The organism is Shinella sp. CPCC 101442 (genome assembly GCF_024704725.1).
GTDB lineage: Bacteria > Pseudomonadota > Alphaproteobacteria > Rhizobiales > Rhizobiaceae > Shinella.
On the sequence record NZ_JALIQS010000003.1, the window covers coordinates 549,649 to 562,449 of the forward strand.

A 12,801-nucleotide genomic window follows, 5' to 3' on the forward strand; every position below is an offset into this window, starting at 1 on the left:
CCCCGGCTCGTTGGCCGGGGCGACGATTGCGGTATGCCAATGACGGCAACCACACCCGAGGTTTTCTTGATGTCATCAGACAGTTCAGCCGCCAGACCGCCTGCACGGGAGCCTTTCCGCCTCCCGCTGCATTGGCTTGGCGCGGCGCCGTTCGCGATCTTCGTCCTGCTGTTCCTGATCATGCCCACGATGCGCATCGTCATCGGGGCATTCCAGACCCCTGAGGGCAGCTTCACCCTGGAGAACATTCGGGGTCTCTTCACCACGTCGATCCTCTCGGCCTACTGGATCTCGATCAAGATCTCCGTCGCGTCCGCCGTACTCGGCTGCCTGATCGGCTTTTCCGTCGCGGCCGCCGCCGTCCTCGGCGGCCTGCCGAAATGGATCCGCGGCCCTCTACTGACCTTTTCCGGCGTTGCCTCCAACTTCGCCGGCGTGCCGCTCGCCTTCGCCTTTCTCGCGACGCTCGGCCCGGTCGGCCTGCTCACGGTGTTCTTGAAGACCCAGATCGGCATCGACCTGCGCGCGCTCGGCTTCAACATCCTGTCCTTCTGGGGCCTGACGGTCACCTATCTGTTCTTCCAGATCCCGTTGATGATCCTCATCATCACGCCGGCCCTCGACGGCCTGAAGCGAGAATGGCGCGAAGCCGCCCAGATCCTCGGTGCGACCAACGCACAGTATTGGCGCATGGTCGCCTTCCCGATCCTGCTGCCCTCCTTCCTCGGCACGCTGGCGCTCCTTTTCGCAAACGCCTTCGGCGCCGTCGCCACGGCAATCGCGCTCACCGGCTCCTCGCTCAACATCGTGCCGATCTTGCTCTTCGCGCAGATCCGCGGCGACGTGCTCGGCAACCCGCATCTCGGTTACGCGCTCGCCTTCGGCATGATCGTCATCACGGGGATCGCCAACACGATCTACATCTGGCTGCGCGCCCGCAGCGAAAGGTGGCTGAAATGAAGAAGTTCTGGGCCTGGGGCGCCCTCATCTTCGGGCTGCTCTATTTCATCCTGCCGCTCGTCGGCATGACCAACTTCTCCCTGAAGATGCGCCGCGGCGTCTATTCGCTGGATGCCTATGCCGTCGTGCTTGGCGATCCGCGCTTCCAGGAGACGTTCACCTATTCGATCCTGATGGCGCTCTCGACGATCGTCTTCGGCGTGCTGCTCGTGGTGCCCACCGCCTATTGGGTGCGCCTCAAGCTGCCGGGCCTGCGTCCCTATATCGAGTTCATCACGCTTTTGCCGCTGGTCATCCCCGCCATCGTCATCGTCTTCGGCTATATCAGGCTCTACAACACGTCGAGCTGGCTGCCGCTGACGGGTACGACCACGGGTACGAACATCCTCCTGATGTTCGGCTATTCGACGCTGGCGCTGCCCTATATGTATCGCTCCGTCGATACGGGCCTTCGCTCGATCGACATCGCGACACTCACCGAAGCGGCGCAAAGCCTTGGCGCCGGATGGACGACGATCCTTGCCAAGATCATCCTGCCGAACGTGCTCGTCGCCGTGCTTTCCGGTGCCTTCCTGACGTTTGCGATCGTGATTGGCGAGTTCACCATGGCGGCTCTGCTCAATCGTCCGGCCTTCGGCCCGTACATGCAGCTGCTCGGCGCCAACCGCGCCTATGAGCCGGCGGCACTCGCGGTCATGTCCTTCGCCTTGACCTGGGGCTGCCTCGGCCTGATCCAGCTTGTTTCCCGTTTCCAGAAGGGCGCGCAAAGCCCCGCCTAAGGACCTTTCATGAGCTTCCTGAACCTCACCAGCATCCAGAAGTCCTTCGGCCCCGTGCAGGTCGTCAAGGATTTCAACATGGTCATCGAGAAGGGCGAGTTCGTCTCCTTCCTCGGTCCGTCGGGTTGCGGCAAGACCACGGTCCTGCGCATGATCGCCGGCTTCGAGACGCCCTCGGGCGGCACGATCACCATCAACGGCAAGAGCCAGGCGAACCTGCGCCCCAACCAGCGCAACATCGGCATGGTCTTCCAGGCCTATGCGCTGTTCCCGAACATGAATGTCGCGGAAAACGTCGCCTTCGGTCTCAGGGTCGCCGGCCGGCCGAAGGCTGAGGTCGACCAGCGCGTCAAGGAGATGCTCGGCCTCATCAAGCTGGATCACCTCGCCGACCGCTATCCCTACCAGATGTCCGGCGGCCAGCAGCAGCGCGTGGCGCTCGCCCGCGCGCTGGCCCCGAAGCCGCAGGTGCTGCTGCTCGACGAGCCGCTCTCGGCGCTCGACGCAAAAATCCGCGTGTCGCTGCGCGAGGAAATCCGCATGATCCAGCAGCAGCTCGGCATCACCACGGTCTTCGTGACGCACGACCAGGAAGAAGCGCTGTCGATCTCCGACCGCATCGTCGTGATGAATGCCGGCAAGGCCGACCAGATCGGCGCACCTGCGGAAATCTACAACCGCCCGGCCACCCGTTTCGTCGCCAGCTTCGTCGGCACGCTGAACCTCATCGAGGCCAAGGTCGTCGATCCCGCTTCGAACCGCATCTCGATCGGCGACCAGGGCGTGACGCTGCGCGAACCCCTCGGCAATGCAAAGGCCGGCGACACAATCTCGCTGGCGCTGCGTCCGGAAGCCGGTTCGATCGCCCCCGACGCCAAGGGCGATACCGCGCTGACCGGCGAGGTCATCTCCTCCAACTTCCTCGGTTCGGTCATCCGCACCCGCATGAAAGTCGGCACCGCCGTCATCTCCTTCGACATGTTCAATAGCCCGGGGCTCGTGCCGCCGGCCGTCGGCGAGACGGCGACGCTGCGCTTCACCGCGACCGACCTGCTGATCATCCGCGACTAGCCTTTTCTTCCAAGCTTTTCCAATGCCTTGGAAAATTCTGTCGTGAATTACCGTTTTTACGTCGCCCGCGGATTTGATCCGCGGGCGTTTGCTCGTTAATCTTCCAGCGTTCTCAGGGCGGGGTGAAACTCCCCACCGGCGGTATCGGAAGCAATTCCGGAGCCCGCGAGCGCCTTTCGCGAATGAAAGGGTCAGCAGATCCGGTGCGATGCCGGAGCCGACGGTTAAAGTCCGGATGGAAGAGAGCAAGCAGGAAGACCGCCGCGTGAGGCGGAGCACCTGCGTGTTCGCCCAAGGGGACCGTTGAAAAATGGCTCAACCCTTGAAAGGCCTTATACATGAATGCGAATGCCACCCCCTCCTCCCGTATCGCCGTCCTCCGCGCCCGCTGGCACGCCGGTATCGTCGACCAGGCGGTAGACTCCTTCGTTGCGGAATGGACGACGCTTGGCGGCCGCGCCGAGGATGTCGACGTGATCGATGTACCGGGCGCGCTGGAAATCCCGCTGCATGCGCAGCTGCTCGCCCGGACCGGCCAGTATTCGGCCATTCTCGGCGTCGCGCTCGTCGTCGATGGCGGCATCTACCGCCATGACTTCGTCGCCGGCACCGTGGTGGATGCCATCGTGCGCGTCGGCCTCGACACCAATGTGCCCGTTCTCTCGGCCGTGCTGACCCCGCACAACTTCCAGGAATCGGACGCGCATATCGCCTTCTTCCGCGACCATTTCGTCATCAAGGGCAAGGAAGCCGCCAACGCCGCGCGCCAGATCATCGACGCCCGCGCGAAAGTAGCGCTGGCTGCCGTCGCCTGAATCAAAGCCTGAAGGGCCGGAATCGATCCACGAGGATCGAGCCGCAAACCCCTGCAATGACTCGGAAAACCCGGCATCTCTGCCGGGTTTTTTTTCATTACACCGCTACCCCTGCAAATTCTTCAGGTAGATCGACAGCAGCTGGATCTGCGAGGAGATGCCGAGTTTGCGATAGACGTTGCGCCGATGGACCTTCACCGTACCGGTGGAAATATCGAGCTTGAGGCCGATCGATTCCGAGGAATGGCCCTGCAGCACCAGCTCGATGATCGTGGCCTCGCGATCGGTGAGGTTGAGCTTGCGCCACACCTTATCCGCCTCGCTGACCGGTTCGCTGCGCCGACCGCGCCCCTGCCCGGTTTCCGCAAAACGCCGGGCAACATCGCCCCATGCATGCCGAACGAAGGCGGCGACGAAGGGCTCGGCGTCGTTGAGCAGCATGAATTCCGGCGCCGGGAAAACACCCGTCTTCTCCCGCCGCATCAGGGACACGACCACCGTCACGCCATCCGCCGTCGGCACGAAGAAGCCAAGCTCTTCGGCAAGCCGGGTCTGCGAATAATAGGTGCGGTAGTATTCGCTGGAGAAGAACCGGTCGGGCGCAAGCTCGCGCATGCGCAAAACGCCGGAGCGGCCGGCGCGCGTCGTGTGGAAGAACGGATCGAGCAGGTACGGACCGGCCTGGTAGAGCGTCACGAAGATGTTGTGGTCGTCGGCCTCGAAAGTGCTGAAGAGGTCGATCGGCCTGGCCTTGTCGCGATAGGCGAAGATGACGATGTCGTCGAAGCGCACGAGCGCGTGCATCATGGCCAGAAGCGTCTCGCCGGTCTGCCGGTCGGAGGCCTCGGAAGCACTCGTCCAGTCGGCAAGTGTCCGGAAAAATGCCGTGAAATCGACCCGCATGGCGTTTTCGCTCCCCGATTTGCCCGCAGGAGGCGTTTGCCACCACCGCTGGGATATACTCCTCCCACAGCCAATTTACGGATAAAATACCTCTCTCGGGGTATATACCAACCGGCCAGCGGATGACTAGCTTTGGGATGACGGTGGCCAAGGCGACACAGAGCGCCGAGAGACCAACAACCGCAGGGAACAGACGTGATATCCGCCCCAACGAACGACATCGAGTTCCGTTCGGTGACCAAGCGCTACGGCGCTGTGACCGCGGTCTCCGACATCAATCTCTCCGTGCCGAAAGGCGCCTTCGTGGCACTTCTCGGCCCCTCCGGCTGCGGCAAGACGACGTGCCTGCGCATGATCGGCGGCTTCGAGCAGCCGAGCGAGGGCGAGGTGCTGATTGCCGGTCAAGTCGCCAATGGCGTGCCGGCCTATCGCCGTCCGGTCAACATGGTCTTCCAGCAATATGCCCTCTTCCCGCATTTCGACGTGGAGAAGAATGTCGCCTACGGCCTGAAACAGTTGCGGCCGAAATTACCGACGGCGGAAATAGCCCGCCGCGTCGGCGAGGCGCTGGAAATGGTGCGCCTCTCGGGCTTCGCCAAGCGTCGCATCCACGAAATGTCCGGTGGCCAGCAGCAGCGTGTGGCGCTTGCCCGCGCACTCGTCAACAAGCCCTCGGTGCTGCTCCTCGACGAACCGCTCGCCGCCCTCGACAAGAAGCTGCGCACCGCCATGCAGATCGAATTGCAGACGCTGCAACGCGATCTCGGCATCACTTTCGTGCTCGTCACCCATGACCAGGAGGAGGCGCTGTCGATGAGCGATCTCGTCTGCGTGATGAGCGCCGGCAGCATCCGCCAGCTGGCGACCCCGCAGGAAGTCTACGATCGCCCGGCCGATCTCTTCGTGGCTGATTTCGTCGGAAAGACGAACCGTTTCTCCGGCACGCTCGAAACCGGCGGCACCGTCCGGCTCGCAAACGGCACCGCGCTGCCCTCCACTCGCATCGATCTCGCTCCCGGCGCGGTCACCGTCGCGCTGCGACCCGAAGCGATCCGCCTTTCGCGCGCAACCGATGGCGCGACGACACTGGAAGGCACCGTCACCCACCGCATCTTCCTCGGCTCCGCCGCCGAGTATTCCATCGCCATCGACGGTCTGGGCGACATGCTCGTCACCGCCGAACGCCAGACACAAAACGACCTCGTCGCGCCGGGCGAGCGGGTCGCAATAAGCTTCGATCCCGGTACAGCGCATATCTTTCCGGCCTGAGGGAAACAGGCCCGTCACAACAAAAAGGGAACAGTGTGATGTCGAAATGGTTCAGAGAGAATGCCCCTATCAGCGCCCGTGAGCTGACAGACGAATTCATGCGGCTCAAACGCGGCTCGGTCAGCCGCCGCCACTTCCTCGGCATCACGGGCCTTGGCCTTGCAGCCGCCGTGCTCGCCCGCCAGCCTGGCCTCTTCGCCTCGCCTGCCTATGCCGAAGACTTGGGCTCCACCATGTCGCTCGCGACCTGGCCGAACTACCACGACCCCGCGACCTTCGAAGCCTTCACGGCCGCGACGGGCGTTGCCGTCGAGGTCAACGTTTTCGGCTCGAACGAGGAAATGCTGGCAAAACTCCAGGCCGGCGGCACCGGCTGGGATTTGTTCGTGCCGACGAACTACACGATCTCCACCTATGCCGGCCTCGACCTGATCGAGCCGCTCGACCTCGCCAAGGTGCCGAATTTCGATCCCAAGACCCAGAACACCCGTTTCACCAACGAAGGCACGGTCGACGGCAAGGTTTTCGCGCTGCCGAAGAACTGGGGCACGACGGGCATCGCCTTCAATTCCGACAAGGTGAAGTCGAAGGTCACGAGCTGGAAAGAGTTCTTCGAGGTCGCACAGGGCGAGGCGACCGGCCGCGCCATGGTGCACGACTACCAGCTCACCACCATCGGCAACGCACTCGTCTCGCTCGGCTTCTCCTTCAACTCGGTAAAGCCCGAAGAACTCGCCAAGGCCGAGGAGCTGCTGATCAAGGTCAAGCCGCATCTCTATGCCATCAACAGCGACTACCAGCCCTCCATGCGCGCAACCGATGCCTGGATGACCATGTGCTGGACGAATGACGGCGCACAGCTCAACCGTGACATCCCGGAAATCCAGTTCGTGCTCGGCACCGATGGCGGCGAGATCTGGTCGGATTTCTACGCGATCCCGAAGAGCGCGGTAAACAAGCCGGCCGGCTATGCCCTGCTCAACTTCCTGATGGATCCCGCGAATGCCGTAAAGGAGCACATCGCCAACGGCGCGCCGACGACGGACAGCCGCGTCATGGCGCTGCTGCCGGCCGAGATCACCGGCAACAGGATCGTCTATCCGGACGAGGCCTCGCTGACGCCGCTGGAATTCGGCGCGGCCGTAACCCTCACCGACCCGGCCCGCGCGGAACTGATGGCCCGCTTCAAGTCGGCTTAAGGCGCAAGCGCCCCCGTCCGCCGCTCCGGAAGGAGCGGTTGCGCGGACCGGACGGGGGCCGGCGCTCTCCAGAAAATACGGATTTCTCATGGCTTTGACGATGACGGCAAAGAGACGGCTTGTGACGACGGCGCTTTTGGCGCCCGCGTCCGTCTGGCTGTTCGTCTTCCTCGTGCTGCCCTTCATCGCCATGGTGGTCTTCTCCGTCGGTGAGCGCGGCCCGGCGGGCGGCTATCAGGCGGCGTTCACCTTCGCGCAATATGCCAATCTGCCGGCCCGGGCGGCCGCCTACTGGAACACGCTGATTCTGGCGCCCGTCGGCGCCTTCCTCTGCCTCGTCGTCGCCTATCCCACAGCCTACTACCTTGCCGTCAAGGCCAGCCCGCGCCACCGGCTGATGCTCGTTTCGCTGGTCGTCGTACCGTTCTGGACGAGCCTGCTCGTGCGCACCTATGCCTGGATGTACATTCTTGGCTCGCGCGGCATTCCGAACCTGCTCGACATGATCGGCATTGCCGATGTGCGCCTCCTCAACACCTCGGGGGCCGTCCTGCTCGGCATCGTCTATGGCTACCTGCCGCTGATGATCATGCCGATCTATGTCAGCCTCGAAAAACTCGACCGCCGTCTGCTGGAGGCTTCCGCCGATCTCGGGGCAAAACCGGTCTCGACCTTCTTCTCCGTCACCCTGCCGCTCTCGCTACCGGGCGTCATGACGGGCGTCGCACTCGTCACCATCCTCCTGCTCGGCGAATATCTCATCCCGCAGCTGCTCGGCGGCGGAAAGGTCTTCTTCATCGGCAATGCGCTGGTCGATCTTTTCCTGCAATCGCGCAACTGGCCGTTCGGCTCGGCTATCGCCGTGACGCTGGTCGCCGTCGTCGTCGTGGTGCTGATGGTCGCCATGCGCATCGCCTGGCGTATTTCCGGCACAAGACAGGTGGACCTCGTCTGATGCGCGCGCTGATCACCTCAGTCTATCTCTTCCTCTATGCGCCGATTGCGCTGGTCGTGCTGTTCTCCTTCAACGCGGGGCGCAATGCGAGCGAGTTCACCGGCTTCTCCACGCAATGGTACGGAAAGGCGCTCGCCAATCCGTTCCTCGTCACGGCGCTGCAGAACAGCCTGATCATCGCCGTCGTCAGCGCCACACTCGCCGCCACCTTCGGCACCATGGCGGCACTCGGCCTCGAGCGGCTGGGCGCGCGCACCCGCGCCGTCTTCGATGGCCTGCTTGCGGCCGCCATCGTCGTGCCGGGCGTGGTGATCGGCATTGCGACACTCGTCGCGCTGGTGGCCGTCTTCGGCGCGATCAACCCCGCCGTCGCCGCGATCTGGCCCGGCGAAAGGCCGCCGCAGCTCGGCCTCGGCTATGGCTCGATCATCGCCGCGCACGGCCTTTTCACCATGGCGCTCGTCACCATGATCGTGAAGGCGCGCATCGCCACCCTCGGGCGCGACATCGTGGAAGCCTCCGCCGATCTCTACGCGACGCCGCTCACCACCTTCCGCGATATCGTGTTGCCACAGATCCTGCCTTCGGTGCTTGCGGGCTTCCTCCTTGCCTTCACCTTCTCCTTTGACGATTTCATCGTCGCCTTCTTCGTCGCCGGCTCCAAAACCACGCTGCCGATCTACGTTTTCGCCTCGATCCGCCGTGGCGTGACGCCGGAAGTGAACGCCATCGCCACCATGGTGCTGGTCGCCTCGCTGCTGCTGATCCTGATCGCCCGCCTGCTGATGCGGGAAAAAACCAAACCATCGCCTGCCGGGGAGTGAGACCGATGATCCTGAAGAACCGTGTCGCCATCGTCACCGGAGCGGGTTCCGGCATCGGCCGCGCCGGCGCGCGTATCATGGCGCGCGAAGGCGCCACCGTCTGCGTCGCCGATCTCGACGAGACCCGCGCGCACGAGACCGTCGATTTCATTCGCGCCGAAGGCGGCAAGGCGGAAGCCGTCATCGTCGATGTCACCGACGACGTGGAACTGAAGATGGCGGTCGCCGCGGTGCTTTCGCGCCACGGCCGCATCGATATTCTGCACAACCATGCCGGCGCGCAGGTGGCCGGCGACCTCGAAAGCGTGCCGATCGACGGGCTCGATTTTTCCTGGAAACTCAATGTGCGTGCCCATCTCATGGCGGCGCGCTACGTCATGCCGATCATGAAGGCGCAAAAGAAGGGCGTGATCCTCAACACGGCCTCCTCCTCCGGCGTGCTCTACGACCGCGAGATGATCGCCTATACGACGACCAAGCACGCCGTCATCGCCATGACCAAGCAAATGGCCGGCGACTATGCCGGCCTCGGCATCCGCGTCAACGCGCTCTGCCCCGGCTGGGTCGATACCCCCTTCAACGCACCCTTCATCGCCCAGATGGGCGGACGCGAGGCGATCGAGGCCTATATAAAGGATAAGGTGCCGATGGGCCGCTGGGCGGATGTGGAGGAGATCGCCGAGCCGATCCTCTTCCTGGTCTCCGACCGGTCAAGCTACATGACCGGCCAGATCCTTGTCGTCGATGGCGGCGAGACCGTCGGCTGATCTCAGACCGCGCTGAGCAAGCCCTGATGCACCACGATGCGCGCGTGATAGGGGACGCGCTTGTAGAGATCGAGCACATCCTGGTTGATCAGGCGCACACAGCCCGACGAGGTCGCCTTGCCGATCGACTTCCAGTCCGGCGAACCGTGCAGGCGATAGAGCGTGTCCTTGCCGTTCTGGAAGATGTAGAGCGCGCGCGCCCCGAGCGGGTTCTTGATGCCCGGCTCCATGCCGCCGTTCTCGACGGAATATTTCGCAAGGCTCGGCGTGCGGGCGATCATGTCGGCCGGCACCTTCCAGCGCGGCCAGGGCTGGCGCCACTGGATGACGCCCTCGCCCTCCCAGGCAAAACCGTCGCGGCCGATGCCGACGCCGTAACGCATCGCCGTGCCGCCGGGTTCGACCACGTACAGGAAACGGCCGGGCGTATCGACGACCACGGTGCCCGGCGCCTCACCGGTCGGATCCTGCACGCGTTGGCGGTAGTACTTCGGGTCGATCTGCGTATAGGGAATGGCCGGAATCTGATGGCCGCCATCTTCCAGAGCGGCATAGCGCGTCGCCAGCTCCTCGTCCGTTGCCGGCACGATGGGATATCGGACCTTCTGCGGAACCGGAGCGACCTTGACGGACGTTTCCGAAGTTGCGCAGCCCGCGAGCGTCGCGGCGGCGCCAAGGAAGAAGGCTCTGCGCGACAAAGTGCACACCGTAGGCATTCTCGATAGGACTCCAATGGGATAGACGGGTTGAGGCCGATGGCTATCCAAAGCGCTGGGTGACTGGCAAGAAGAAGGGGCTTCACATCTTCGGCATCGGCCCCTCGTTTCGTAGAGGCGATGCAAAGCGGCCACGCCCCGCCCGCGATTTCAAGGAAAACAAGCATGGCACCTGTGGAAATCAATCCGGCTCATGTCCGCGAGTTTGCCGACCTCGACAGCTTCTACCGCTGGCTCAGTGAAAACCACGCCACCGCGCCGGAAGTCTGGATCAAGATCCACAAACGCGCCTCCGGCCTTCAGAGCATCAATGCCGAAGAAGCGATCGAAGTGGTGCTTTGCTGGGGCTGGATCGACGCCATTCGCAAGAGCCATGACGACAAGAGCTTCTTCCAGCGCTACTGCCCGCGCGGCAAGAGAAGCGTCTGGAGCAAGAAGAATGTCGGCACGGTCGGTCGGCTGATCGAAAGCGGCCGCATGACCGAACATGGACTGAGACAGGTGGACACCGCCAAAGCGGACGGGCGCTGGGACAAGGCCTATGGCAGCGGCAAGGACCTGCAAATCCCCGATGACCTTCAGGCCGCCATCGACGCGGACGCGGCGGCGAAGGAGATGCTCGCGACACTGACAGAGCAGAACCGCTTCGCGCTGGCCTTCCGCATGCATGCCATCAAGACGGATGCCGCCCGCAAGCGCAATATCGAGGCTTTCGTTGCGATGCTGAACCGCGGCGAGACGATCTATCCGCAAAAGCGGAAATAGACCGTCCCGTCCCCAGGCATCGAAAATCAGTCGGCGCGGGCCGTGCGCGTACCCGACTGCCCGGCAAGCCAGTTGTGCCAGTCGCTCTCGCTGCCGGCGAAGACGTTGAGGTCGATCTTGCCGGACACGCCATGCGACAGGCCCGAGCCCGAATACTGCCAGAACGTCCAGCGGCGGTTCGGGTAGCGCTTCGAGGGATGGGCCGCGACCGAGCGCAGCCAGAACGGATATTCCGTCAACTCGCCGGCAAGGTTGTCCTCATAGAAATCCGGCGCCGTGTAGATGATGGGGCGCTTGCCGTAGTGGCGCTCCAGCATCTCGGCGAAAACCTTGATCTTCTCGACATACTTGGCCCGCGAAATACGCGCCTTGCAGGAGGATTCGCCGTTGTATTCGGCATCGATCACCGGCGGCAGCGCGTCGGGATCGCGCGGCACGTTGCGGATGAACCATTCGGCCTGCGAGCTCGCCACCCGGCACCAGTAGAAGAAGTGATAGGCGCCGCGCTTGATGCCCGCTTCCTTCGCCTTGCGCCAGTTCTTCTGGAACATCGGATCGAGATGGTCGCCGCCATCCGTCGCCTTGATGAAAGCGAAGTTGGCGCCCTGCGTGCGCAGCTTCATCCAGTCGATATCGCCCTGCCAGCGAGAGACGTCGACGCCGTGCACCTGATAGTGTTTTGGCGCGCGCTTGCCGAAATTGATGGGGTGGGCATCGCGGAACTGCTGGCTATAGACGCGCGAACGCTTGGCGGAGCGTCCAAAGGACGGCTCTACGGCCATGACGGCATTTTCCGGCCGGTCTTCCGGCACGGCCGACTGCTTCGTCATCGTCTCGAAGACATGGCTTTCCGCCGAGGGACCGGCCCAGGCAAGCATTTCCGCGCCATCCGCCTTCACCTTACCCTCGCCCACCGAAACCTCGGGAACCGGGCCGGCTTTCACGGAGCTTGTGACCTCCGCGGACGGTTTTATGGACAGGGCAGTCTCGGGATTGGACGAGGCGCAGCCCGCCATGGAGGCGCAGCCGAGCAGGATCGCTGTCAGGACCGAAAGACGCATAAGGCACTCGCACGCAAAACAAACCGAAGCCCCCGCCCACAGCGCGCAGACGGAATTACTAACGGAAGATTACCGCGAAATGTTAAATGCAACGTTTACGGCCGGCCGTGACATTTCAGTTACTTAGAGGTGGAAGCTGTCACGATCTCTGCCGGCTTGCGTTCACGAAAGCGTGTCCGCGCGGCGAAAGCCGGTAGCCGATGGTGAGGCTTTCGGTCAGCCCCAGTTCGTTCAGCTGACGGATTTTTCGCTTGAGCGCCAGCTTCTCCATACCAAGCTGCTTAGCCATCTCCGCCGCCGGACACCCCTCGTGTTCAGCGATGAGCGAAAGGACCGTGTCGGTCCACGTCTCCATCCGGTCGAGGGTCCGCAGGCGGGCTTGCAAGGCGGCAAGCTCTGTCGGATCGAGCGTAGCGCTTTCGCGCAGACCGTGCCGCGGGTCCTCCCCCGCGACATGGAATGCGATGCGGTACAGGCTCCCCTTCGCCCGGAGGTCCCGCACGAACGCATCATGGCCAGCATAACCGGCGGCGCGGAGGTCGGCTTCGGAGACGGCGGCAAGCTCGACCATTTCGACGCTATCGATGGCCAGCACGCCGGCCGCCGTGCGAAGCGTGCCACCCGCGCGCACCGTCGGCTTCACCCAACGGCGAAAGGCGAGTGTCACCTCGCCTCTTGCAACCCTTTCGAGGACTGCCGCCTTGAACAGCATCGCGC

General features: G+C 63.4%; 14 protein-coding genes and 1 riboswitch. Of the genes, 10 read left to right on the top strand and 4 right to left on the bottom strand.

Annotated elements, in window-relative coordinates; all coding sequences use genetic code 11:
• The first annotated feature begins 69 nt into the window (after positions 1-69).
• The 4 genes from MUO32_RS13215 (at position 70) to MUO32_RS13230 (ending at position 3,625) form a co-directional block, all read left to right on the top strand.
• On the top strand, positions 70-960 hold the full coding sequence (locus tag MUO32_RS13215) for an ABC transporter permease subunit (RefSeq protein ID WP_257948766.1): 891 nt from the start codon (positions 70-72) through the stop codon (positions 958-960).
• Positions 957-1,739 carry an iron ABC transporter permease gene (locus MUO32_RS13220; RefSeq protein ID WP_244759448.1) on the top strand — a complete coding sequence of 261 codons (783 nt, stop codon included), beginning with the start codon at positions 957-959 and terminating at the stop codon, positions 1,737-1,739. Before MUO32_RS13215 ends, MUO32_RS13220 begins: the two co-directional genes overlap by 4 nt.
• Before the next feature lie 9 nt (positions 1,740-1,748).
• Positions 1,749-2,810 (top strand): ABC transporter ATP-binding protein, encoded by a 1,062-nt coding sequence (locus tag MUO32_RS13225; protein WP_257948767.1) that lies wholly within the window; start codon positions 1,749-1,751, stop codon positions 2,808-2,810.
• A gap of 104 nt (positions 2,811-2,914) precedes the next feature.
• A riboswitch (FMN riboswitch) is annotated at positions 2,915-3,061 on the top strand.
• An 87-nt stretch (positions 3,062-3,148) separates the two neighbouring features.
• Entirely contained in the window at positions 3,149-3,625 is a 477-nt protein-coding gene (locus MUO32_RS13230) for a 6,7-dimethyl-8-ribityllumazine synthase (RefSeq protein WP_257948769.1), read from the top strand.
• 105 nt (positions 3,626-3,730) lie between these two features.
• Here MUO32_RS13230 and MUO32_RS13235 read toward each other — a convergent pair whose 3' ends face one another.
• The gene (locus tag MUO32_RS13235) at positions 3,731-4,432 is read right to left on the bottom strand and encodes a helix-turn-helix transcriptional regulator (RefSeq protein ID WP_257949220.1); all 702 of its coding nucleotides are present in this window, start codon (positions 4,430-4,432) and stop codon (positions 3,731-3,733) included.
• A gap of 291 nt (positions 4,433-4,723) precedes the next feature.
• Between MUO32_RS13235 and MUO32_RS13240 the strand changes: the two genes are divergently transcribed.
• From MUO32_RS13240 to MUO32_RS13260, 5 genes are all read left to right on the top strand, one after another.
• The gene (locus MUO32_RS13240; protein WP_257948770.1) at positions 4,724-5,797 is read left to right on the top strand and encodes an ABC transporter ATP-binding protein; all 1,074 of its coding nucleotides are present in this window, start codon (positions 4,724-4,726) and stop codon (positions 5,795-5,797) included.
• Between the two features lie 38 nt (positions 5,798-5,835).
• Positions 5,836-6,996 carry a spermidine/putrescine ABC transporter substrate-binding protein gene (locus tag MUO32_RS13245; protein ID WP_257948771.1) on the top strand — a complete coding sequence of 387 codons (1,161 nt, stop codon included), beginning with the start codon at positions 5,836-5,838 and terminating at the stop codon, positions 6,994-6,996.
• Between the two features lie 88 nt (positions 6,997-7,084).
• Positions 7,085-7,951: an ABC transporter permease gene (locus MUO32_RS13250; protein WP_257948772.1), complete on the top strand. Its 867-nt coding sequence runs from the start codon at positions 7,085-7,087 to the stop codon at positions 7,949-7,951.
• A complete protein-coding gene (locus MUO32_RS13255) occupies positions 7,951-8,775 on the top strand; it encodes an ABC transporter permease (RefSeq protein WP_257948773.1) in 825 nt (274 codons plus the stop codon). Before MUO32_RS13250 ends, MUO32_RS13255 begins: the two co-directional genes overlap by 1 nt.
• Before the next feature lie 5 nt (positions 8,776-8,780).
• On the top strand, positions 8,781-9,542 hold the full coding sequence (locus MUO32_RS13260; protein ID WP_257948774.1) for an SDR family NAD(P)-dependent oxidoreductase: 762 nt from the start codon (positions 8,781-8,783) through the stop codon (positions 9,540-9,542).
• Positions 9,543-9,544: 2 nt separating this feature from the next.
• Here the strand turns inward: MUO32_RS13260 and MUO32_RS13265 are convergent, their stop codons facing one another.
• Positions 9,545-10,258, bottom strand: coding sequence for a L,D-transpeptidase (locus MUO32_RS13265; RefSeq protein WP_257948775.1), 714 nt, complete (start codon positions 10,256-10,258; stop codon positions 9,545-9,547).
• Positions 10,259-10,423: 165 nt separating this feature from the next.
• Between MUO32_RS13265 and MUO32_RS13270 the strand changes: the two genes are divergently transcribed.
• Complete coding sequence (locus MUO32_RS13270; protein ID WP_257948776.1) at positions 10,424-11,023, top strand: YdeI family protein; 600 nt, start codon at positions 10,424-10,426, stop codon at positions 11,021-11,023.
• A 26-nt stretch (positions 11,024-11,049) separates the two neighbouring features.
• Here MUO32_RS13270 and MUO32_RS13275 read toward each other — a convergent pair whose 3' ends face one another.
• Together MUO32_RS13275 and MUO32_RS13280 are read right to left on the bottom strand one after the other, a co-directional pair.
• Positions 11,050-12,084, bottom strand: coding sequence for a glycoside hydrolase family 25 protein (locus MUO32_RS13275; RefSeq protein ID WP_257948777.1), 1,035 nt, complete (start codon positions 12,082-12,084; stop codon positions 11,050-11,052).
• Positions 12,085-12,223: 139 nt separating this feature from the next.
• A complete protein-coding gene (locus MUO32_RS13280) occupies positions 12,224-12,796 on the bottom strand; it encodes an ASCH domain-containing protein (RefSeq protein WP_257948778.1) in 573 nt (190 codons plus the stop codon).
• Positions 12,797-12,801 lie beyond the last annotated feature (5 nt).